This window comes from Candidatus Zixiibacteriota bacterium, from assembly GCA_034003725.1.
Taxonomy (GTDB): domain Bacteria; phylum Zixibacteria; class MSB-5A5; order GN15; family FEB-12; genus WJMS01.
Genome location: JAVEYB010000009.1, coordinates 50,435 through 73,758, shown reverse-complemented (window position 1 = coordinate 73,758; position 23,324 = coordinate 50,435). Strand labels below are relative to the sequence as shown.

Annotated in this window: 15 protein-coding genes; 4 read left to right on the top strand and 11 right to left on the bottom strand. The window is 59.6% G+C overall.

The features are described from left to right. Window positions 1–11: 11 nt before the first annotated feature. The 5 genes from RBT76_11085 to RBT76_11065 form a co-directional block, all read right to left on the bottom strand. Window positions 12–740 (bottom strand): pseudouridine synthase, encoded by a 729-nt coding sequence (locus RBT76_11085; protein MDX9858327.1) that lies wholly within the window; start codon window positions 738–740, stop codon window positions 12–14. 35 nt (window positions 741–775) lie between these two features. After that, window positions 776–1,663 carry an SMC-Scp complex subunit ScpB gene (gene scpB / locus RBT76_11080; protein ID MDX9858326.1) on the bottom strand — a complete coding sequence of 296 codons (888 nt, stop codon included), beginning with the start codon at window positions 1,661–1,663 and terminating at the stop codon, window positions 776–778. Continuing rightward, complete coding sequence (locus tag RBT76_11075) at window positions 1,663–2,466, bottom strand: segregation/condensation protein A (protein ID MDX9858325.1); 804 nt, start codon at window positions 2,464–2,466, stop codon at window positions 1,663–1,665. The genes scpB and RBT76_11075 overlap by 1 nt, the downstream gene beginning before the upstream one ends. A 2-nt stretch (window positions 2,467–2,468) precedes the next feature. Next, entirely contained in the window at window positions 2,469–3,464 is a 996-nt protein-coding gene (trpS, locus tag RBT76_11070; GenBank protein ID MDX9858324.1) for a tryptophan--tRNA ligase, read from the bottom strand. A gap of 257 nt (window positions 3,465–3,721) precedes the next feature. Then, window positions 3,722–5,005: an inner membrane CreD family protein gene (locus RBT76_11065; protein ID MDX9858323.1), complete on the bottom strand. Its 1,284-nt coding sequence runs from the start codon at window positions 5,003–5,005 to the stop codon at window positions 3,722–3,724. A 214-nt stretch (window positions 5,006–5,219) separates the two neighbouring features. On the opposite strand from RBT76_11065, the gene RBT76_11060 reads away from it, so the two are divergent. Then, window positions 5,220–6,929, top strand: coding sequence for an Ig-like domain-containing protein (locus RBT76_11060; protein ID MDX9858322.1), 1,710 nt, complete (start codon window positions 5,220–5,222; stop codon window positions 6,927–6,929). 768 nt (window positions 6,930–7,697) lie between these two features. On the opposite strand, the gene RBT76_11055 is transcribed toward RBT76_11060, so the two are convergent. The 5 genes from RBT76_11055 to RBT76_11035 all read right to left on the bottom strand — a co-directional run bounded on the left by RBT76_11055 (window position 7,698) and on the right by RBT76_11035 (window position 12,131). Continuing rightward, window positions 7,698–8,498: a SagB/ThcOx family dehydrogenase gene (locus RBT76_11055; GenBank protein MDX9858321.1), complete on the bottom strand. Its 801-nt coding sequence runs from the start codon at window positions 8,496–8,498 to the stop codon at window positions 7,698–7,700. 77 nt (window positions 8,499–8,575) lie between these two features. Further along, window positions 8,576–9,097: an HNH endonuclease gene (locus RBT76_11050; protein MDX9858320.1), complete on the bottom strand. Its 522-nt coding sequence runs from the start codon at window positions 9,095–9,097 to the stop codon at window positions 8,576–8,578. A gap of 310 nt (window positions 9,098–9,407) precedes the next feature. After that, window positions 9,408–10,778, bottom strand: a complete 1,371-nt coding sequence (locus RBT76_11045; protein ID MDX9858319.1) for a sigma-54 dependent transcriptional regulator — start codon at window positions 10,776–10,778, stop codon at window positions 9,408–9,410. 223 nt (window positions 10,779–11,001) lie between these two features. Next, window positions 11,002–11,385 (bottom strand): hypothetical protein, encoded by a 384-nt coding sequence (locus RBT76_11040; protein MDX9858318.1) that lies wholly within the window; start codon window positions 11,383–11,385, stop codon window positions 11,002–11,004. 74 nt (window positions 11,386–11,459) lie between these two features. Further along, complete coding sequence (locus RBT76_11035) at window positions 11,460–12,131, bottom strand: FlgD immunoglobulin-like domain containing protein (GenBank protein MDX9858317.1); 672 nt, start codon at window positions 12,129–12,131, stop codon at window positions 11,460–11,462. Between the two features lie 156 nt (window positions 12,132–12,287). Between RBT76_11035 and RBT76_11030 the strand changes: the two genes are divergently transcribed. Together RBT76_11030 and RBT76_11025 are read left to right on the top strand one after the other, a co-directional pair. Further along, window positions 12,288–15,233 (top strand): hypothetical protein, encoded by a 2,946-nt coding sequence (locus tag RBT76_11030; GenBank protein MDX9858316.1) that lies wholly within the window; start codon window positions 12,288–12,290, stop codon window positions 15,231–15,233. 172 nt (window positions 15,234–15,405) lie between these two features. Beyond that, on the top strand, window positions 15,406–16,353 hold the full coding sequence (locus tag RBT76_11025; protein MDX9858315.1) for a hypothetical protein: 948 nt from the start codon (window positions 15,406–15,408) through the stop codon (window positions 16,351–16,353). Window positions 16,354–16,424: 71 nt separating this feature from the next. Here the strand turns inward: RBT76_11025 and RBT76_11020 are convergent, their stop codons facing one another. Continuing rightward, window positions 16,425–17,102, bottom strand: coding sequence for a thermonuclease family protein (locus tag RBT76_11020; GenBank protein MDX9858314.1), 678 nt, complete (start codon window positions 17,100–17,102; stop codon window positions 16,425–16,427). 1,108 nt (window positions 17,103–18,210) lie between these two features. Between RBT76_11020 and RBT76_11015 the strand changes: the two genes are divergently transcribed. After that, window positions 18,211–23,277, top strand: coding sequence for a PQQ-binding-like beta-propeller repeat protein (locus RBT76_11015; protein ID MDX9858313.1), 5,067 nt, complete (start codon window positions 18,211–18,213; stop codon window positions 23,275–23,277). Window positions 23,278–23,324 lie beyond the last annotated feature (47 nt).

The window sequence follows — 23,324 nt, the reverse complement described above, 5'->3', positions numbered from 1 at the left end:
GTAAGATCCGATTACGCGAGTCCGACCAACGCCTTGAGGCGTGCAACTTCTCGCGGCGTCAGGTGACGCCACTGGCCGGCCCGAAGATTTTTCGTTGTGATCCCGGCAAACTCCACCCGTTCCAGTTCCTCGACCGGGTGACCGACTTTTTTGCAGAGCTGCTTGACCTCCCGTTTGCGCCCTTCCGTCAAGGTCAGACGCACCCGGGTGGTATTGCGGACGAACCCCAGAATCGATACCGACGCCTTCCCGACCTTGCCGTCGTCAAGCACGATGCCCCGGTCGATCTGAATCGCCGCCTCCTGCTTGAAATGCCCCTTCACCCGCGCCTGATACACCTTCGCCACACGATAACGGGGATGGGCCAGTCGATAAGCGAGATCTCCGTCGTTCGTCAAAAGCAGCACGCCGGTGGTATCGAAATCGAGCCGCCCCACCGGGTACACCCGTTCCCGGAGCTTCTTGAGGTAGTAATTCACCGTTCGCCGCTTGAATGGATCAAACAGCGTGGTCATCACATTCCGAGGCTTATGCAGTACGACATAGACCTTTTTGTCGACCAGGCTCACGTCGGCGCCGTCGACTTTCACCACGTCGGTTTCATCGTCGATAATCAGGCCCGGACGATCGGCCACCGTGTTGTTGACCGTCACCCGCCCTTCCTCAATCAACGATACCGCGCCGCGCCGCGAGGTCACGCCGCACAGGGAGAGATATTTGTTTATCCGTATTTGCGACATTATCCGCTCATGCCGGCCCTCGGGCCGGCAATTCGTCACGACCGATCTTCGTCGTTCTCGCCGGGATCGGCTTCAACGAGTTCCGGTCGGTCGGACTCCTCGTCAACGACCGCATCTTCCGCCACGGTATCGGCGGGAGGCTGTTTCAGAATCAGGCGGCCCGGCGACCCGGCCGGCTCGTCCTCGTCGGCCCGATCATCGTCATCGACCGCATCGTCGTCTTGTGTCGCATCGGATAGAGACTCTCTGGTGGATCTATCGTCAGTTCGCTCGGGTATTTCGCTTTCGTCGGCCCGCTCCAGCGGATCGTACGTTCCGTCTGCAATATTGAATTTCACCTGGCCGTCGACATGCTCCTCGAGCACCAGCTCGGTTTGATGCTTGGCGTCGGAGGCGCGTACCAGTTCCTCGATCTCTGACATCTTCGGTAGGTCTTCGAGTTGGTTCAACCCGAAAAACTTCAGAAACTCGTCGGTCGTTCCGTACTGGAGCGGCTTGCCGACCCCGTCGGCGCGGCCGACAATCGTAATCATGTTTTTCTCCAGCAGGTTGTGCAGCACGCCGTCCGAGGCGACACCGCGAATGTGCTCGATCTCCCCTTTGGTGACCGGCTGCCGGTACGCGATAATCGCGACCGTTTCAAGCGCGGCGCGAGTGAGACGGAGCTTGCGGCGGCGCGCATACAACTCTTCGACAAACCCCGCATACTCGGGCAGTACGTAATACTGGTAGCCGCCTGCGATTTCGCGGATGCGAAACGATGATTCCGTGCGGGCGTACCGCTCGTTGAGACGGGCGACCGCGACTCCGATCCGCGACGGCGTGGCGTCTTCCAGGACGCCCGCGATTTTCTTCGCCGAAATGGGCTCCGGCGACGCCAGGATGATCGCCTCGATCGATGAGGCCAGGTAGGTATCTTCCATTATTCTCTCTCGTCAATCTGCTGGAGCGCGCCGACATCGACCAGGTCGATCGCCTCGCGCGGTTCGTAGAAACGATCGCCGCGGTAGACCCGAAGCCGCGCGAACGGCTCCGCCTGCATTACCCGTATCCGCCGGGTCCGGACCAGCTCCAGCATCGCGATAAACGTCACGATTGCCACGATCTTCCGCGGGATATCCCGGAACAGCTCCGCAAACGTCGCGGACTCGCGCTTCTGCAAATAGGATATGATACTGGCGATTCGGTCCTCGATCGCGATCTCTTCGACGTTCACCTCGTGCACGATCTCCACGCGGCGCTGTTCCATCACTTCCTTGAAGGCCGTCAGCAGGTCAAACAACGACGTGCCCGGCTCCAGCTCGACTTTGGCGTCGATCTTGCCCAGCGGCAGTTCCGGAACGTAGTTGCGCTCCTCGATCAGAGCCTTTTCGCGAAGAATGTCCGATGCTTCCTTGTACTTTTTGTACTCGACCAGCGCCATGATCAGCTCTTCGCGCGGATCGTTTTCCTCGGGATCGCTCTCGTCGCGGGGAAGCAGCAGGCGGGCCTTGATCCGAATCAGCGTCGCCGCCATCAGTATGAACTCGCCGGCGATTTCGAGATTGAGCACCTGCATCAACTCGATATACCGAAGGTACTGCTGGGTGATCCGGGCGATCGGTATGTCGTAGATATCTACTTCTTCCTTGCGGATCAAATACAGCAGCAGATCGAGCGGCCCGGAAAAGACTTCGAGATTGACCCGGTAGTTTTCGGAATGCTGGTTGAGCAGTTCTTCCACCATGCTCACGTCTTTCGGTAATTCATTTTCATGGCTGTTCTGACGCCGTCCATAACCTCGCCGGCCCGCGCGCGCGCCCGCGAACCGCCGTCGGCGAGCACGTCCCAGATATAGTCGGGCTTCTGCTCGAGCTCCCGGCGTCGCTCGCGAATCGGCTCCAGGGCGGCGTTAAGCGCGGCGGTCAGCCGCCTCTTGCACTCCACACAGCCCAGCTCACCGGTTCTGCACGGCGGCGCGATCGACTCGTCGGCGTCCGGCGTATACACCTTGTGCAACAGGAAAATCGGACACTGCTCAGGACGCCCCGGATCACCCTTGCGCACTTTGAGCGGGTCGGTGTAATACTTGCGAAGAATCTGCGAGGTCTCCTCGGCGGTGGCGTCGATCGGAATGTGATTCCCGTACGACTTGGACATCTTGCGATTGTCCGCACCGAGAATCAGCGGAATCCTGGTGAACAACGCCTCCGGTTCCACCAGCGTCTCGCCGTAGAGATTGTTGAACCGCTTGGCCAGATCGTTGGCCAGCCAGACATGCTTTTCCTGATCCTTGCCGACCGGCACCTTATGCGCCCCGTAGAGGCAGATGTCGGCCGCCTGCAGCACCGGATATCCGAGAAAACCGTACGAATCCAGCCGTTCCTGCTTTTCCTGATAGGTCGGCAGGCGGGTCAGGGTCGGCACCGTGATAAGCATCGAGAACAACAAATGCAGCTCGGCGTGCTCTTTCACTTCGGACTGGATGAAAATGGCGCATCGCTCCGGAGACAGACCCGCTGCCAGCCAGTCGATCGTCATCTGGAATATGCGGTCCTTGAGAATGGACGGGTTCTCAAAATCGGCGGTCAGGGCGTGCCAGTCGACTATACAGCAAAACATGTGGTAGTCGTTTTGCAGGCTGACCCAGTTGCGCAGCGCACCCTCGAGATTGCCAATATGAAGGGCACCCGTGGGTTGCATCCCCGACAGAATTGTCTGCTGATTTAGTGCGTTGTCTTTCATAGACGTACGTAGACCCCTCAATCAAGTCCAGATAGTACGGGAATTCGTCAGGCAAGGCAATTAAAATCCGGGCCGTATACGGAAGATTTTTCCGGGCCGGAACGAAGATGAGACGAAGGGCCAACGGGTATTCCACCGGGTCACACTCGTCTCCGGGTAGCAACAGCTGACAGAAAAGCGGTAATCGGACTCGGGCGATAACCGGCAACCGCGGCTACCGCCCGATGCATCACTATCATTTCCCGTCCTGGAAACGCTCAGTCGCCCTTGTCTCTCAGCCCACCCAGCGAACGCGCCGGGCGCGAATCGCCGGACTTGATCGACGCAAACTTCTCTTCCCAGTTTATCCGACCCGTCAGCTGCATCATCACGAACAGGGTCACGATACACAGCACGGTGATCGTCAGACCGGTGTAACCCTCGAGGAAAAACGCATACGAAAACGCAACCAGGTACACGAGCTGCGCGAGGCCCGTCTCAACGAGGGCAAACCGCGTCCCGACTACCAGCCGCATGTAGGAAATCACCAGCAGAATCGACACCACCGCACTGATCGCGAACGCGATATGGATATCGACATGATCGGCCAGATACGCCAGCAGCAGATGGAACGCGAAAAAGGCCGCCGAGACGAAAAAGTAGTTCATCGGATGAATCTTGATATCACGAAGGGTCGTAATCATAAACATCAAAAACAGAAAGAGGAACAACGACACCGGCGCAAAGAAACTCACCCGGCTGACAAACGGACCGGGGTTGAGCTTCTTGGGCATGACCATGCCGATCTGCACGCCGGAAATCAGGTTGCCGTACGCCCACGTAAGTTTCCACCCATCCTCGGTCTTCTCTTTCGACGTCGGTGAGATGGCGTCATCGGGAAAATCGATGTCGCCGAAATCGGTGTACATCGTCAGGCTCAGGTTGCGTACCTGGGCCACGTTCGTGCCAAACACGTACCACCACTCATCCAGACCCTGCGATCCGTACGAAACGCGGACACGGGCCTGCTCTCCGGGCGCCAGCCGGATTTCCCGACTGACCGCCCCGTCGACCGGCTGAAGGTCCCGGACCTCGTTGCCGTCGACCGACAGCATAAAATTGTCATAGATGCCGTCCCGCGCCGGAAACCGGTACGTAAACGTATACTCCCGGTCCTGCCCGCCGGGATTGGAGACCAGATAGCTGCCGTCGAATTCGACCCGGTAGGTCGAGTACCAGAGAAGTCCCTTCTTGCGGTGGTCGAGTTGCAGCGAGACGGCTATCGTGCTGCTGTCGAGCACCTGCGGTTTGTCGACCGCGACCACACGCCGCTGCTGCTGCGGCCGGCCATCGACCATCCAGTCGACCAGTCTCTCTTCTTCCGTCTTGAACGTGAGATCAGGGGCGTGCTGCCACTGGGACTGCCCCCAGAGTTTGCTGACGCGTTGAGCGAGTTTGTCGTCCTGGCTCTCCGTTCGAATGACAGTCGAGGTACCCAGTATGGCCCACGCGACTGTCGTACAGCCGAAAATAAACGCCAGCGCGATAATGCGCTTGACCATGTGTCCTCCCTCCCGGCAATTCGGGTATGGAACTGGTAGTTACTACTTTATCGGCAGGCCCTTCCGATTCGTGTCGACCTTTATACCATTCGAGTTCACCGATGAAACGCAAATTGTTCAATCGATGACACAGCTTCGATCTTTTCTCTCAAGTTGCAATTGTCGGGTCGCCGATGTATAATAGAACAAAAGGCATACCCTCCCCCAACCGGAGATACCGATCATCAGGACTATTCAAACGTCAATTGCCGGTCTGCTGATAGTCGCCCTGATCACGATCCTGCTCGCCTGCGGTGGCGACGGCCCGACCGGCGGCGGCGACAAGACCCCGCCTGCCGTAACATCAACCGGCCCCTCCGATGGCGCCGTCGGCGTGCCCGTCAACGGCTCGGTGTCGGCCACCTTCTCCGAGGCGATTGCCTCCTCGTCCGTGACGCCGCAGTCATTCACCCTGACCCCGGCCGGCGGTTCGGCCGTCGGCGCGACCTTCACGTCGACCGGCACAACCATTACGCTTCGACCGGTTGCAGACCTCGCATACGAGACCGTGCACACGGCCCGGCTGACGACCGCCATTGCCGATCTTGCCGGCAACCGACTCGCCGCCGAGTACGCGTGGACGTTCACGACCGAACAGGACCCCAATGGGCTTCCCGCTACGATCGTCGGCACCCGGCCGATCAACAACGCCGTCAACATCGCAGTGGATACGACCATCGAGGCGGAGTTCTCAAAAGGGATGGACCCCGCGACTATAACGACGGCCACTGTGCAACTCACCGACTCCACCGACACCGAAGTCCCGTCTTCGGTGGCATATACGCCGGCGACTCGCACGCTCACGCTCACACCCGATGACAGCCTCGATTACGGCGCGCAGTATACCGTGACCATCGGCACGGGCGTGCTTGATACGTTCGGGATTGCTCTGGGGTCCGCATATTCGTGGCAGTTCTTCACCGAACCGGATCCCGAGACGCCCGTTGTCTCCATGACGTGGCCCAAAAACGACGCGATCCTCGATGATACCGTGACACTGCAGGTCGATATTACTGCCTGGGCCGCAATCGACTCGGTCGTGTATTACCTGGGGACGAACCCGATCGGCACGGTTACCGGCGCGCCGTACAGCCTCGCGTGGACCGTGAGCGGTATGGCGGTCGGAAACCCGTACGCGTTGTTCGCCCGCGTCTACGATGCGCAGGGGCGCATGGGAGCGTCGCAGACGTTCACCGTGTATTACCAATGGGTGTTGGTCGGCAATGACATCAACGACGCGTGGCCGACCGATCTCCGAAGAGTCTACGCCCGCACGACCAACGATCACCTGATACTTCGCGTCGAGACCTCCGAACCGTGGAACAGCTACCCGTATCCGAAAGACACGATAGTAGGTGTCGACACGGTGGTCTTTCTCGACACGTCATTTGCGGCAGCCATCTATTTTGACTCCGACAGAAACCCGCTGACGGGACGCCGGGACTTTGCGCAAATCAACTTGAACGGAATCGGCGCGGACCATCGCATACTGATCGGCTTCTTCGGAGGGGACACGACTCTCTCTCACTGGGCGGTCTACACCGACACGTCGCTGTGGGAACTGGATTACGACACAACCGGGCTGGCGTATCACGATGTGCCGCCCGATGCGAACACGTTTACGATCGCTGTTCCGTGGGCCGACCTCGACGATGCTTCGGGCGTCGACCTGATGGTACTCAACGCCAACATCGATTTGAACTCTCCCGGCACGACGCCGTTAACTGATTTCATTCCCGACCTGGGCTCAGGTGTCATCAGTATCGATCGCGCCGACCGGTGGCTCGGTGGGAGTTTTGACAAGTCTGTATTGGGTGGGTCGCCGACACGGACGAAAGCCCGTCCGACAGGGCCGATCGTGGTGCCGAACCCGTTCAACCGGTAGCCCCGAGGCAGAACAAAAGCGGAGCGGGAACCCCGACGCCCCTGGCCCTTGGGAGGGATGTTCACAGGCGTCTCGGGTTGTAGGGCCCGCCCCGCGTTCACCATACTTCATCCCGTTCAGAAACTGAAATCACCGCGCACCGGTGCAGGAGCAAAACGCACAGGCGTTCTGTCGGCCCCGCAGGTGGCGCAGACGGATTCGCATGCAAAGAAAAAAAGGAGCGAGAAATCCGATGCCTGGTCTCGTGAAGGCAGAAGTTGACGCGTCGGATTCGGGGTCTCGCTCCTTTTCAAAGGGAGGCACACTACAACCGGTTAAAACGCAGAAAATCCCGGGCGGCCTCACCATCTTTCCGTCCCGGGGCTCCCCATCCGCCGGCCGCAGTTGTGCTGTTCCTCCCAGATCCCCCGGCTGAACTCATCTATAAGATCGCCATCACCCCTGTCAGATCCTGGCAGTAGAAGTCCAAAAAAATGAAACGAAAATACAGGTTCTGACAGTAGCAGCCAGACCCTGCGACCTGCCCTCCAATCGACTGAAACAAATGAGCCGGCCCGATGACGATGCCGTAATACACTGTATAGGATTAAGTTACAGGGACAAGCTCTGGACTGGCTCGGAAATGTTATCGCCGACACTTATCGAATTCCCCGCCCCGTGGCGCTTTGCCGCTCGAAAAGGCCCCACCTCAGACCCGGCTAGATTTGGTCGTCGCCGGCTTTTGCGCGGCTCTTGTGATCGACTGCGCTCGCCCCGACCGAGGCGCCTTTACTTCGCGCCTCTCCCCACCGGGATCAGCAGCAAAGTCGCCTCAAACACCCCGTCGATCCCTGCCAGTTCGTTGGCGGCATCGTCGTTAAACGCTCCGACCGTAGTCGTCCCCAGACCCAGCGACACCGCCTGCAGGCAGATGTTCTCGGCCACCATGCCCGACTCCATGTAGACATACCGGTATCCACGGTCGGCGTACTTCTGCGTGGTCCGGTCAAACCGGGCCGTGACAAAAACGGTGGCGGCAGCGCCGCTGATCCACTCCTGCCCGTTGGCGACCATGCGAATATCGCGCGAGAAATCCGCCGCCTCGATCAACACCAGCGTCGAATCCTGCGGCTGAAAATGGTACAGACCCGACGGCAGATCCGTTACCCGACGAGCCACCACGTACAGCTCTATCGGGTAGAGCGCGCCCGCCGAGGGCGTCGCGCGGTGGTCGACATCGCCACGGCGCTCGGTCACCCCGTTACCGGACAGAAGCAGCCGGGCCAGTTCGGTCAGCTCGATCGGCGCATCCACGAACGACCGGACCGAACGGCGCTCGCGAATAGCGTCCTCGACTGCGAGTCCCTCGACCGGTTCCAGCGGCAGGGGGTGTTTGGTTGCGCCGGTATAGGACTTGTACGGTGGGACGTTGTCGCCCCAGTAGGGGCTGTCGGATTTGATGCCCTGGTCGCCGAAACTGGTTTCGAGATGAAACCGCTGCCCGATCGAGTACCCCTCGGACTCCTGGGCAAACAAACCGACAGGCAACATCAAGACAAAAAGCAGTGCACGGCAGAAATACTGACGCATATGAGCCTCACTGGCGTGGAGTGACTGATATCGTGGCAGAAATAAGCAGGATTCGGCAATCCGAAGAAACAGATTTCTCAGTCCATGAACAGGTACGGACGCCAGCGCTGATCGGCCACACCGAGATACCGCTGAATAAACGCCACGTAGGTCGGGCGCTGGGGCTTGCGAAGCAAACTCATGCCGGCTCTCTCCGGCGAACGGTTGCCCTTCCGGTTGTTGCACTTCACGCAGGCCGTGACCAGATTCTCCCACGAATCGCTCCCGTGCTGGGTGCGCGGTATAACGTGGTCGATCGTCATCGGTCCCTTCCGCGTCCCGCAGTATTGACACTGGTGATCGTCGCGGGTGAGGATGTTTTTCCGGGAGAGCATGATCCGTTTGAACGGGACGCGCTTGTACTCGGACAGGCGCACCACCGACGGCAGCGCGTAGCTGGTCGAAACCGTCCGCACCCGGAGCCCGTCGGCTGTCTCGATCATCTCGGCTTTGCCCTGAAAAAGCAACATGAGAGCCCGGCGAGCCGGACACACGGTGAGCGGCTCGTAGTTCTGATTGAGCATCAGAACGTTACGGTTGATAAGCGAGGAGTTGTTCATATCGCCTCTACAACATCCGTGCAAAATGCCAGGGTTCCCTGGGGTGCCGCACCTGATGTCACCTGGCATCCGTAACTCGCCCGGTCCGCGCCGGTCCGATCGTCCCACTCCGGACCACCCTGACCGGCACAATGACCCAAAAGTACCGGCAACCGGACCAAAAAGTCAATGCTTTTCCGATTGCCTCCTGTTTAGCCGGACGGAACCGTGGCGTTTGCCGGTTTAACGGCGAGCCGCCCCCGTCCCGTACCAAAAACGCCGCCCGGAATCGGGGGCGGCGTTCGTGGAATCGTCCCTGAATACTACCAACCTAGACTGCATCCTTGTCTATGTCGTACTTCTTCATCTTGTCGAACAACGTCGTGTAGTCGATCTTGAGAATGCTCGCCGCCTTGCGTTTGTTACCGCGTACTTCGCGAAGCACCCGCAGGATCGTTCCCCGCTCGGCCTCCATCTGCGCGTGCGCGCCGATCTCCTTCAACCCCGCGCCGTCGCGCAACTGAATCTCGCTGGTGCGGCGAAGACGGATGGCCAGCTGGTCCGGCGAGATCTTTTTCCCCTCGGCCAGAATAACCGCCCGCTCGATCGTGTTCTCCAGTTCGCGCACGTTGCCCGGCCAGTGGTACTTTTCGAGCAGCGCCGAGGCTTCCCGCGTCAGCGACTTCTGGCCCTTTTTCATCTCACGGCAGTACTTGTCGATGAAGTAGTCGGCCAGAAGCGCGATATCGTCGATCCGCTCCCGAAGCGGCGGGATCACCAGCGGGAACACCGACAGCCGGTAATACAAGTCCTCGCGGAACTTGCTCTGCCGGATCAGCTCCTGCAGGTCCATGTTGGTCGCGGCGATCACACGCACGTCGACATCCACCGTCTTGTTGCCGCCCAGCCGTTCGAACTGCTTTTCCTGCAGCACGCGAAGCAGCTTCGCCTGCAGGGAAATGTCCATGTCGCCGATTTCGTCGAGAAATATCGTCCCGCCGTTGGCGATCTCGAACTTGCCCATCTTGCGCGCGTGAGCCCCGGTAAACGCGCCCTTCTCCGAACCGAACAACTCGTTTTCCAGCAGCTCGCGCGGGATCGCCGCGCTGTTGATCGTGATATATGACTTGTCCTTGCGGTTGGACAGCGTATGAATGGCGCGTGCGATCAGCTCCTTGCCCGTGCCGGACTCGCCTTGCAGGAGTACCGATGCATCCGAAGTCGCCACTTTCCGTACCAGCTGGCTCAACTCCACCATCTTGCGGGACTGACCGATGATATTGCCGAACCCCTGGTGGGCCATCGCTTCCTCGCGAAGCAACACGTTTTCGGCCCTTAAGCGGCGGTTCTCCAGCGCCCGGTTCACCAGCACGCACAGGTGATCGGTGTCGAGCGGCTTGGTGATGAAATCGTACGCGCCGCTCTTCATCGCATTCACCGCATCTTCGATCGTCCCGTACGCCGTCATCACGATCACTGCCGTGTCGGCGTCGATTTCCTTTATGCCGCTGAGCACCTGCAAACCATCCAGCCTGGGCATGCGAAGGTCGGTCAGGACGAGATCGTATGATTTGTTCGCGACCAGATCCAGCGCCTTCCGGCCGTCTTCGGCCGTATCGACCCGGTAACCCTCTTCCGTAAGGGTCTGGCTCAGCATCGTCCGCATCGAGTCTTTATCTTCGACAACAAGTATGTTGGGCATCGATGTATCCCTCGTTGGTGCCGTAACTTTCCATGCCGGGGCATGGGCTCTTTCCCATATATCGGCGATGGCGGATAGTCGCTGAGAGGGACCACTGTTCAATATTCGAACATTCAGATGAGCGGCGCAAACGCCGGACACCGGACAAATTTGGCGGTTAATCACTACTCGGGGTTTTCAGATAGTCACGGAAGATCTTTGAAGAACGTCAGAACCTGGAGGGTTACGGCACCGAGAACTCACGCACCTGTCGAGCCCCGCAGACCGATGCGGTGACGGCGTAATTGCCCGGCGGCAGACCCTGCTGAATCAGCACGACCTTGTTGACCGTCAGCCTGTAATGGCCCGGCCCGAGTAGCTGAAGCAACAGCGGCATCACCACCCGCCCATGCCCGTCAACCACGTTGGCCGCCACCCGGCAATCGGTGTTGGCGAGCTCGAAAGTGACTTCGGGATCAGCGGGGCCCCTCCCGGGCGTCACCGTATCCGCGGTGAGATCGACCAGAAAGGAGTCAATCCGCGCGGATTTGATCACCGTCAGAAGATCAGTCGAAACTACGATTTCCGGATCGACCCAGGCCGTCTCCCAGACTCCGGCAGGCTGCATCGTCTCTTCGCCGGGCCTGTTCCCCGCACAACCGACCAATAGGACCAAAAGAGCGGCTGTAATACTTTGGCGTATCATGGCGTATACTGGAACCGCTCCTCGCGGACATACTCCTCATTAATAAGCAGCACGACCAAATACGCGCCGTTCGTCAGACCAGCCCCGACCGGGAACGGGATTTCGTGGACACCCGATATCAGCACCGTGTCTGGCAGAGCGGTGGCGACCGTGTCGGCCCGGAGCGTCACGATTGCCAGCCGGGTCAGTGCGGAGTCGCCATCAAGGGTAAGCCGAAACACCGGCGACGAGCGCTCCCCGAAAACCTCAAGCGAGCTGTACCGCTCCCACGGCCGGTAGAAAGCCACCACGGAATCGTTCTTTATTTTGCCGCAGTCGTTGATGACAACGGCGTATGTCCCGTCGTCGACATACCGGCCGCTGTCGTCTTTTTTGTCCCAGTACAGGTTGTAGTAACCTGCCTTCATCAGCCGGCTCATCAGCTGGCGCACCGGCCTTCCCTGGCGATCGAATATATCGACCGTCACCCGGCAGTTGGACTTCCGCTCCAGCCCAAGCCAGACCCGCACTCGCTGGGCCTCATCGGGATCCTTGGGATATGCAGTCAGTTCCTCAAAGGACTGCCTGTAAGCTGCGCCTCCAGTGCCACCGCTTTGAGCGCCGGCCCCTATACTGTGCAACAGGACCACACCACAGATAATGATCCTGACAAAACTGAGGGCTCTCATATTACACTATTATACACTCTCCTCACCGCACATGCAGGTCTTTTCCGTTCGCAGGGTCTGATCTCAAACAAAACAAACTCCTTGGATAGGCTGCACGAGCAGCTATCTTTTCTAAAGGAGCCGTTCACTTTTTGCAACGATTTGTGGGAGGAGCTGATGACACCCCGTCATATTCTTATCTGGCTGGCCGGCGCGATGAGCCTGCTTCTGCCAGCTATCGCGCACGCCGATGTTTCCCAAGCCATCGTGACCGACATCCCGCAAGAGGAAATCATCGCCATGTTCGGCAAGGCCGCCGGAAGCGCGCTGACACCCGAAGACAGCGCGACAATCGCCAAACAGCGATTTGACGGCGACACTCTCAGGGTGCTTGCCATTCTGGTGGAATGGTCGGACCGCCCCGGCATCTACAGCCGGGAGACGATCGACAGCATGTTGTTCTCGCGAAACGTCTACCCGACCGGATCGATGGCCGACTGGTTTCACGAGAATACCTACGGTCAACTTGCGGTGTCCGGGGACGTGATCGACTGGTATAACGCCGGGACGTATAATCCCAACTTCGATTTTGAATCGATACTGCCGGCGCTCGACGCCTTCGTCGACTTCTCACAATACGATGCCAACGGAGACAATGTCGCCGACGCCGTGATTTTTGTTCGCTCCGGCACGGGCGAAGAAGACAGCCACGACCCCAACGACATCTGGTCGTACGCGTACATCTATCAGCTCGGCTATGGCCCGGGGCCGTTCGACGGCGTCATGGTTTCGCGCTGGAACACGTCGCCGGAACTTCGACCGCTGCACAATCCGGTCAACCCGATTGAACTGACCGGGGTCGATACGCTGAACAGCATTCGTGTCTTCTGCCATGAAACGACGCACAATCTCGGATACTGGGATCTGTACGACTACGACGATAAACTCGAGTTCTCGACCTTTACGACCCCCAACGACAACAACGATCATCCCGTGTACGACTGGGACATCATGGGATACGGCGGTTACGGCTACTTCTCGATAAAAGGCGACAACCCGAGCCACATGTGTGGTTACACGAAAATGACCCTTGGATTCATCGAGCCGACCATCCTGACGGGCGAACATCAGGAAGTCGCCATCGCCGCGATCGAGACATCGCGGTTCAACTCGCTGTACAAGATACCGATCAGCTCCGATGGTCTGGAGTACTTCCTGCTCGAGTACCGGAACCCTCGCTCTTCGGCCCGGTTCGACAAGACCGACTCCGATTTCTCGAGCTGGTTTTATCCGTATCTGGCCCTGGGCGCCGACACGCTCGACCGCGGGCTGCTCATCACGCATGTCGACGATCACCTCCCCTATTGGTCCAACAACGGCACTCCCACGTACCCGCATTATCGCGTGGCGGTCGAAGACGCCGGCTACAATCCGGGGATGGACTACACGTCCAACCCCAACGGTACCGTAAGCGATTCCGCCCAGTGGTGGTACCCGTTTGAAACACGCAAGGGTGCGCTGTTTTCCGACGACGTTTTATTCCAGGATGAGTTTACGCCCACCTCGGTCCCCAACAGCGGTACGTATGACCTCGGCTCCTCGGGCGTAGTGGTGAGCGTCGATTACATCGCCGGAGACCTGTTGGTCGCCTATGTCAACAACCCGAATGTCTTTGACGACGACGGCGACGGGATCGTCAATTTCGCCGACAACTGCCCCGGCACGTATAACCCGGATCAGTTCAACGGCGACGAGGACAGCCTCGGCAACGAGTGCGACAACTGCGATTCGATCTCCAACCCGCTGCAGGAGGACTACGACGACGACGGTTTCGGCAACGCCTGTGACAACTGTATCTGGGTGTTCAATCCGGACCAGCTGGACGACGACGAAGACGGTCTGGGCAACGCCTGCGACTTCCCGGGCGGCAGCCCGCGCACCGACACCGTGGCCACCGATAGCCTGCGGCTGGTAGTGAGGCCGGACGGCAATGTCGGCAGCAGCGGCGGGCCGGGCGGGACGGTCAACATGGACTACCGGTTGTCGGGCGACTGCGACCCCGAAGCGGTTCTCTACCTGTTCGACGGCAGCCCCGTTATCGGCCACGACGATGGTGGCGGACCGGTGGCGGACAACTGTCTCTTCCGCCTTATCGGTCAGCCCGATCAGCGGCTGTTCCCGGTGATCGGCGCCGTTCCGTGGTTGGAGTCGCAGATCACCGGCAGCTTTGATATCGCCGGTTCAGGCACCTTCGTCAGCCACGACAGCGCGATCGGCATGGACAGAACCTGGTACGCGCCACGCAATGCCGGCGACAACGCGAACTTCATCATCCAGCGCACCCGCGCATACTCGTACGACGGCCAGCCCCATTACAACCTCATATTCGGCGAGGCTGTCGACTTTGACGTCCCCAGCGACCCGCCCGTCCTCAACACCGGCGGGCTGGATTTCGCGCAAAACCTGGTCTACCTGCGCGGCGTCGATCAGTATCTGCAGTCCTGCCAGGCACACACCGCGCGGTTTGGCGGCCTTTCTCTGCTGGCGACCGCGCGCTACTCCGGGGTCGGCTACGAGATTAACTCATCGCCTGTCGCCTACGGCGCACGCACGGTGCTCAACTCCGACGTGGTGATACCGAATCAGGGCTATCCCCCCGACACGCTTTATCAGATCATGCTTCAGAATACCGGCTTCGGCGCGGACGGCAGCGAGGCTGATCAGCACCTGCTCATGACGTATGCGACCAATGAAATTCTCATGCCGGGAGATACGCTATTCTACTTCACGGTCCTTATTACTGTGCACGAAGGCGCAGTCGGCGATCTCACGGCCGCCGTCTCAAACGCCCGGTCTCTGCTGTTCGACGGCATTCTCCCCGGTTGCTGCCTGGGTTCGACCGGAAACGTGAACGACGACACAGCCGAGGTTGTGGACCTGTCGGACCTGATCTACCTCGTGAACTACCTCTTCCTCGGTGGATCGGCTGCCGATTGCATGGCGGAAGGGAATGTCGATGGTGATGCCGAATGCCGGGTGGACTTGTCCGATCTGATCCGACTCGTGAATTATCTGTTTCTCTCCGGTCCGGGCCCTGCCCCCTGCGATCCATCCTGCGGGTAGCCGCGCACGATTGATTTGGACTGCTGACCGGGACCGGTCGCCGAAGCGGCCGGTCCTTCTTCTTGCCGAATTCGACCTCCCCCTCGATCGATTCCCGTAGGCAAAGTTGTCAGAGTCACTATATTAATTCCATCAACACTGTGCCGATTCCTAGAACATGAGAAAGCGCGCCATGCCTCGAGTCAGACCCGTACGCGTCGGTTCGCTCGCGATCTGCCTGATTGTGTCGGCGGCGATCGTCGCCCATGCCCAGACCCAGCCGCCCGTGATCGTCTCGCCCGCAGGTATCACCGCTCCGTATTGCGACCTGCTCCAGTACAATTTCGACCTGACGAACCCTTCCGGCTGCGCGGGAGCCACGTTTACCCTGCTGTCCGGCCCGGGCGCTATTGACCCGCTCACCGGCCTGTGGTCCTATCAGCCAACGATAGCCGATGTCGGCCGCGCTCTATCCATTCAGGTAGTCGCCCGATGCGCCAACGGCAGTTCAACACCGGTCACCACCGTCCCCCTGACCGTCACCAATCAGGCGCCGGTGTTCACGAACTGCCCGACAACGAGCCTGACCGCCGATGCCGGGTACGTTCGGACGGTGGATCTCGATGCTGCCGATCATTGTCCCGATTCCCTGCGCTATCGCCTGCTGTCGGACGGCGGTATTGACGGCCTGGTATCTATCGGTTCCGTCAACGGGATGCTGATGCTCACGGCCTCCAACAGCGACTTCGGCCGGGTCGATATCGTTGTGGCGATCAACGACGGGCTGGCCGAAGACACCTGCGCCGTCCGGTTCTTCGTGGTCCCCACCGCCTGTCAGGGCGGAGAGACCGGTGACATTGACGGCGACGGATCGGTCGACCTCAGCGATTTGATGGACCTCGTGAATTTCCTCTTTTTCGGTCAGAACCTCCACCGGTCGGCTGTCTTCGCCAATATCAACGGCGACCCCGCCTGCCGAGTGGACCTCTCGGATGTAATCTACCTCGCGACCTTCCTCATTCACGGCGGACCGGCGCCGACAGACTGCCTCCAGCCATGTGAGCATGTCGGCAAGCTGTCAACCGATGAACCGGCTGCACCGGCCAACGAGGATTTGGAGGGGAGAGGTTTCGAAGAATAGGATTGGACTTCGCAGATGCCATGACTTCCGCCGCCTGATCGAGGGCGGTTTCTTTTTGGCAGCCGCAGAGCTCACGGACGGCAATTGCGACAGGGCGAGAGCCCGGCCGCCAGTGCCTCCTCCCGCGTGGCAAACCGGCGCGTTCGCTCCGGGGCGATGCTCGCGGCCGAGCGGCACCCCGGTCGATGAAACCGATAGGATGACTGCGACGCGATATAATACGGCTCCTGCGCCCGGTCCAGACCCAAAAGTCCCGCTCGATCACGAATAGCGATCTGTTGCGCCGCCATCATCGCCCGCAGTTCGGCACGGTCGGAAGGGCTGTCATCAAACAAATACAGATAACCGAGACCGTTCTCGATAATGGCTCGGTTCACGAAAACCGTGTCGGCATAGGCGAACGCGAGAAGCCGTCCGTATCGGTCGCGGCGAGACTCGCCGAATTCCAGCCGAAGCTGCCGGCCCAGCACGAGCCGCTCAACAAACATCCGTGCCTCGTCGAACAGCGGCTCGTCGCGCTCCGGCGTATCGACTCCGAGCAGCCTGACCAGGTCGCCGCCCGCCAGTTCGATCGTGTCCCCATCAAGCACCCTGACTGCCGTAAAACGGGCTTCGGGCTCCCGCTCCGGGCCAATCTCCTGAACGAGCCGGAAGCCCACCAGGATCACGACAACGATGACCACCACCGCCAGCCGCCGCAGAAATCGGCGACCGGAAGGTGAGAGTTTTAACAGCGTCAAACGTGGCATGGACCTGGCTCCTCCCAGATGGACACGTGAGTGTTTCGGGTTCGATAGTCGATTCCCCGGCAGTGAATATGGTAATCTATAGGACCGGAAGGAATCGCTTTTTTCGATGCTCCCTGCCGGACCGCGGCACGATGCCCGGCCCACCACGCTTCGCTCCACGGGAGCACCGCGTCTCTCCCCGGCCATGCTCCCGCGCGCTAAGTCAGACCGGTCCGTGCTCCGGCATGCTTCCAGCCTGTTTATCAACTATTTACGGCGTGCTCCGAGCCTCTTGGCCGGACTGCTTCCCTCTCTGTCCTCACCAGGCCCATCCGCCTCCCCGTACCGACCGAACAAGCGTCGATCCGATTCCGTTTGGACAGGCACGGCCGCGCGCCCCGTTGATGGAGGCGCGTTGCAGGACTGCCCGGCCGGCTCTGACTGCGTACGATTCGCGTACAACAATGCTTACTCGACCTGACATTGGCGTCTCCGCGGGTGGTCGGACGGGGCCCGCGTCTCTCCCAGAACGACAGGGCTCTGCGGGAAATTATTTCCATTTTAAGTGTTGACAATTCTTGGAAATGGCGTACTTTTACAGGTGAGCGTGTGCTAATCGTTACGAACGAATCAGAGAGCCACAAATTGATTCGGCAGTAACGGATATCTCTTCACAAACGTAGAAACTGCTAACGAATCGCAATTCCCCCGCTGGGAATGGTCTGCGCGGTGATGTCCTATTGGGTGTTACCCGCTCGGGCTGTTGGTTGGCGGTTTCCCGGTTTGTTCCCCACCCTACAATTGGTGTTTTTCTCCACCATAAACCCAAACCGTAAGGCGTGTGCTTTACAGGAGGTACCAGACCAATTAGCCGGATAACTAGAGATTTCTAGAGGCAAGGTTTTTTCACACAACTGATTACTGGGAGTTTATTCCAGCAGCAATAGGCTCCCGACTCCAAGATAGGAAGAGAATGAATTCGTTTTTTCAAAGTATAGTCTCACCCTTCCCTAGACACAACGAGACTGGCGATACATGCCGCATGACCGCCGATTCAATCGACCGGTTTGGCATGGGTCCCGCTTTGCCGAGGCGAGTTTGTGGTTTTTCCTTGTTAAGGAGGATTTAAATGTTAAGAAGACTGTTAATCGCGGTATTCGTTATCGGCCTGATCACGGCTTTTAGCGGTACGGCATTTTCGGACACCCCGGATGGTGTCACCTCGAAGAAGATCGAGCGTGTTGCCACCGGTGTGCCCGATAAGGCGATGCTCCCGCAGTCCCAGACCCACCCGCAGGATTTCCAGCGGGCGGCTGAAGACGCACAGGGTCCCATTTACGGGATTCAGGAGCGCGCTGGCGTTTCCAGCCCCGATACCTCTGCATGCTATGAACAGGATTACACCGACTATGCCGGAACGGCGTTTTTCTACAGCTGGACTCGCTGCGGCGGTAGCACCAGCGAATTGGCCATGCGGTTTGACGTGCCCAAAAACCACGTCGCCGAATTGCTCGGTTCGTGGGTCTACATGTTCGAAGTCCAGGCCGGCGCTGAAGTGACGCTGAATATTTACGGCGACCTGGCCGGTGTTCCGGACGACGCGGACGTAATTTACACCGAGAGCTTCGGCCCCCTGGCTGAGGACCTCGCCGGTGGCTATTATTACTTCCCGTGGTCCGCAGCCCCTGTTGTACTCCAGGGCTACGAGAACTATCACGTGTCTGTGCTCAGCACGTCAGCCGGCGGCGAATGTGTACTGTTCGCCTCTGACGACGGCGGCGACCCGGTCAACGGTGGTACCGCGACCGGCACCCGGCGCAGCTCGTATCGTTCCGGTGGCGTCTGGTATACGGTTCTTGATCTGTTCGGTGACGGAACCGATGTCAACTTCATCATCACCTCCGAACAGTGCGTATACTACTCCGAGTGCTTCGCCCAGAATGGCGTGGCAGGCGGAAGCGTATACCTCTGGGCGGTCCCGGACAACGTCTGGGGCGACGGCTCGACCCTCGAAGGGTTCGGCCAGCGCTTCGTGGCGGAAGGTCCGGAAACGGTGAAAGCTGTCCGTCTGTATCATTACACCGGATACGGCACCTACGATGGCACCAGCACCAACGCGGTCAATATCGAAATTTGGCCCGACGATGGTACCGGTAACATCGATGCTTCAGGCGGACCCCTTTATTCGCAGCTGATCCCCGGCGGTCTGGCGAGCCTCTTCCCGGCTTCGGGTGGCACGCCCGGACTGTTTGGGTTTGAGGTGCTTGACATCCCGCTGACCACGCCCCCGGTCGTTTTCGGCCCCTGGCACGTGTCGGCTCGGATGACCAGCCCCAACCCGGCGGACGGTCAGATTCTGTTGCCGACCAGCACCGATGCGAGCAATGTTGCCGACGATGGTTCGGTGTACTATGGCGCGCCCGGTGTCGGCTGGCAGTTGTCTCGGGAGAACACGACCTGGATGACCGAAATCGGCTTCGAGATCGGTTTCTTCTTCCGGACGACGCAGTGTAAGGACGAGTTTTACGATTGCAAGTTCCAGCAGCTGTTCAACGCAGGCGCAACCACCGGTTACGGCCTGCCGCTGAACCTTGCTCAGCGCGTCTCCGCTGGTCAGGTGAACCGCCTGGATAGAATCTACTGGCAGTTCATCGATCCGACCCTGTTCGGAGAGCCGGCGACGACATACTCCCAGGAAGTCGTTGTCTGGGCCGACGCTGGAGGAATGCCGGGTGCCGAGTTGTATCGCTCCGCGACCCTCAATTTCGGCGACCTGACTCCTTATCCTGGGTGGAACGAATTGGTAATCCCTGGTGGTCTCCAGATTGTTGGCGACTTCTTCATCGGATATGAAGACGTTTCCGCCAATCCGGCGACCGAGTACTTCTACTACGCCATGGAAGAGGACGGCGGTCCTGAAATCAATGGCGGCGCCAAGTACTACAGCGTCGGTTCCGCTGCCTGGTTCGATCTGGGCGATGCTGTTGGTGCTGACGACAACGCGGTGATGGCTGCGGAATTCTGCACCATTCCCGTTGAAGAGATCCCCTGTGTCCCGGGTACTGAGTGGGTCACTCTGCAGCATGACTTCGCGCGTACCGGTCACTCCGGCAACGCGATGGGTGATGCGTATTGCGACCTGACCAATATCTGGACCGTTAACTACCCCGATGTGGCGAACTGGTCCGCCCCGATGATCAAAGACGGCCTCGCCGTGGTTGCGCTCAACGACGAATATGTCGTTTTCAACCTCGACGACGGCACGATCGCCGGGACAATCCCGACCGGTACCAACTCGTGGGGTATCCCGACGGTAGCGACAATCGACATCGGCGGCTCGCCGACCGAAGTGCTGTTCCTCGCGGGTGGTGACACCCCGACGGTCAGCGCCCTCGCGTGGCCTTCGCTGGCGCCCATCTGGAGCATTACGCTTCCGGGTCCCGCCGGTCAGACGGCTCGCTTCGGCAACTTCATGGTCCTGAACGACGGTACAGACGACGTTCTGTTCTGCGCCAGTGACCAGGGCCGTATCCATGCGCGGTATGCGGATGATGGTACTGCCTACGCCGGTTGGGCCGGCCCGCTGGTTCTGTCCGGCTTCGCGCCGACGACCTCGCGGAACGGCGCCACCAACGGTGTCGATAACCTGTTCTACGGCGTTCGTATTGTCGGTTTCCTCGGTGACCTGTATTGCATCAACGCCTTCACCCGTGCCGTCGTCTGGCAGTTGTCCGCGGCGTCCGGCCTCCAGGCCGAGACGATCTACGGCCTGATAGCGGGCACGAGCGACGAAGGCTTCCGCAGCGGTGTCACCTACGAAGCCGCTGGTGGTGGTAACCCGCCGCGTGTGTATGCTAACTCGATCGTCTCGGGTGGCACCAACGCCGGCGTGTTCTACGTCATCGACGCCACGAACGGCGCTATTCTGGCAGCCAAGGCTGCGCACGGTTCCACCTATGCGCATCCGCTGCTCGACGCGAACGCGGTGTACATCCCGTCGTTCTCGACGTTCTTCACGCCGCCGTCGGGCGGCGATCTGATCGCCTACAACAAGGTCAACGGCAACGTGATCTGGGCCGCCTCATCTGCCGGTGAGCGCCCGTACCTGCGGTACTACACCGACGGTATCATGACCTGTGAGCCTGGTTTCCCCGATCAGATCTATGCATTTAACGAGACTGGATATCTCTCCTGCTTCGACGCGTCGACAGGTGAAGAGATTTTCCATCGTCGTATCGACTATCTTGCCGGCACCACGCCGGACAACGGCTTCATCAACGTGGGTTCGGGCGGCGCCATGGTCGCCGACACGATGGTCTTCGTTTCTAGCGAAGGCTCCGTGTTCGCGCTGGCCAAAACCGGCGTCAACCGTCCGCGTCTTGAAGTCCTGAAGTGGCGTGAGCGCGCCGGTGTTCCGTTCGGGACCAACCCCGACACCACGATCGTGTTTGAGGACATGCTGACCAACGCTGGTTGCGACGTCCTCGATCTGACCATGGTTGCGGATGAGGTCTCCAACGGCACCAGCGGCAGCGGCAAGATCCTCGGCAGTGGCGTACCCACGAAGTTGCTGGCCCGCTCGGCCTCGCTGGCCGACGGCATGACCGAAGGCTTCCGGATCGACGGTATGTTCGATCCCGAAACCAACGTGAAGTCGCCGGTAACCCGTGACCGCGTCAACACTGCCGCCACGGCTGCTCCGCCGTACCTCGTCGTCAGCTCGTACAACCTCTCGATTAACCCCGGTGAGGTTGCTGATATCGAAGTCCGTGTGGATCAGTCGCAGATCTCTCGCGGCATCTATCGCTTCTACCTCGAGCTGCAGAGCAACGATCCGGACTACTACCTCAATGACAACACGTTGTCTCCTGAGGTCTCGCTGTCCCTGATCGGTGGCTGTGCGATCGACACCACCACGCTGCATTTCGGCGTCGGCGGTGCGAACCTCCAGCTGGTTACCAATACCGGACGCGTTGGCGCGACCGGCGACTGGAACCCGCCGGATGGTCCGGGTAACTTTGCGATCGACGGCAACGACGGACTCTACTTCGGTGGCTCGTACGTCTACGGCGTCAGCCAGCGCCGCATTGCGATGAACTCCAACGACTGGACGACGGGTACGTCGCCGCTCGATGGTGAAGAAGCATCGTTTGTGTCGCTGCAGCCGGATCCGAACTACGTCTCCGGTGAGTGCAAGCCCGCTGTGGGTACGCTCACCGATGCTCCGGAATACTCGCTCGACGGCCTGACCTACTCGCCGTTCGGCGCGGTCAACGTCGTCTACTCGAGCTATCTGGATTCCGTCCAGAACTTCGAGCTTGACGGTGTCTGGAGCTGGGAGAACGTGACCAGCGATCTGGCCGGCGCCTTTGACAACGACTCCACCATGGGTCTGTATGTCAACGCCCGGACGATCGGTGTCGAAGACGCTCCGACCGGTCTGAATCTCGAGTACCTGAACAACCTGACCATCTGCGTGTTCGAAATCTCCGAGCGCAATGGTGGCACGGTTGATGGCTGGGCAATGGGTCACTACGCCGACTACGACATCGTCGTAAACGGCGGTACCATTGACTCGGTTAATTTCAGCCGCCCGATCTCTACCGCCTGGAGCTTCAACGTGGGTGGTTCGGACGCCATGGGTACGACGAAGATTCCGTTCGGCGGTCCGTATACGAACATGATCGGCGCCCGCGGTATCACCGGTATCTCCGGCGATCCGGGTGGCGGTTTCTGGGGTTACGATACGTACTGGGATTCGACCTATAAGTACATGGCCGAATACCCGATCGGTCTGAGCACAGTTCCTATGAGCTCAGGCGACGGTGAGGCTCACCACACCTTCGTGCGTGACGTCACCTTCGGTCCCAACGATACGTATACGTTTGCCGTGGCGCAGTGGGGCCTCTCCGGCGTGACCGGTAACGCCAACGCCGTGAATTATGCTCCGCTCGCCAATATCGCCAACAAGTTCGCCGGATTCGGTCGTGGTGACGTCAACGGTGACGACCTGTCAGACCTGGCAGACGTCATCTACCTGGCCAACCACGCCTTCCACGGCGGTGCCGGCCCGGTACCGTTTGCTCATCTGGGTGACGTCAATGCCGATGGCAACATCGACCTCTCTGACATCACCTACATGGTGAACTACTACTTCAACTACGGCCCGGCTCCGGTCGGCGATTGGGAGATCTAAGTCTAAACCGAAACCCTAAGTTCGGGATAGATCGGGAAGCGAGGAGC

What these genes read in the sequence shown, in the direction of transcription:
- RBT76_11030 (MDX9858316.1), top strand. Translation starts at nt 12,288, where the DNA reads ATGACACCCCGTCATATTCTTATCTGGCTGGCCGGCGCGATGAGCCTG.
- RBT76_11075 (MDX9858325.1), bottom strand. Translation starts at nt 2,466, where the DNA reads ATGGTGGAAGAACTGCTCAACCAGCATTCCGAAAACTACCGGGTCAAT.
- scpB (MDX9858326.1), bottom strand. Translation starts at nt 1,663, where the DNA reads ATGGAAGATACCTACCTGGCCTCATCGATCGAGGCGATCATCCTGGCG.
- RBT76_11025 (MDX9858315.1), top strand. Translation starts at nt 15,406, where the DNA reads ATGCCTCGAGTCAGACCCGTACGCGTCGGTTCGCTCGCGATCTGCCTG.
- RBT76_11015 (MDX9858313.1), top strand. Translation starts at nt 18,211, where the DNA reads ATGTTAAGAAGACTGTTAATCGCGGTATTCGTTATCGGCCTGATCACG.
- RBT76_11085 (MDX9858327.1), bottom strand. Translation starts at nt 740, where the DNA reads ATGTCGCAAATACGGATAAACAAATATCTCTCCCTGTGCGGCGTGACC.
- RBT76_11045 (MDX9858319.1), bottom strand. Translation starts at nt 10,778, where the DNA reads ATGCCCAACATACTTGTTGTCGAAGATAAAGACTCGATGCGGACGATG.
- RBT76_11065 (MDX9858323.1), bottom strand. Translation starts at nt 5,005, where the DNA reads ATGGTCAAGCGCATTATCGCGCTGGCGTTTATTTTCGGCTGTACGACA.
- RBT76_11040 (MDX9858318.1), bottom strand. Translation starts at nt 11,385, where the DNA reads ATGCAGCCTGCCGGAGTCTGGGAGACGGCCTGGGTCGATCCGGAAATC.
- RBT76_11050 (MDX9858320.1), bottom strand. Translation starts at nt 9,097, where the DNA reads ATGAACAACTCCTCGCTTATCAACCGTAACGTTCTGATGCTCAATCAG.
- RBT76_11035 (MDX9858317.1), bottom strand. Translation starts at nt 12,131, where the DNA reads ATGAGAGCCCTCAGTTTTGTCAGGATCATTATCTGTGGTGTGGTCCTG.
- trpS (MDX9858324.1), bottom strand. Translation starts at nt 3,464, where the DNA reads ATGAAAGACAACGCACTAAATCAGCAGACAATTCTGTCGGGGATGCAA.
- RBT76_11055 (MDX9858321.1), bottom strand. Translation starts at nt 8,498, where the DNA reads ATGCGTCAGTATTTCTGCCGTGCACTGCTTTTTGTCTTGATGTTGCCT.
- RBT76_11020 (MDX9858314.1), bottom strand. Translation starts at nt 17,102, where the DNA reads ATGCCACGTTTGACGCTGTTAAAACTCTCACCTTCCGGTCGCCGATTT.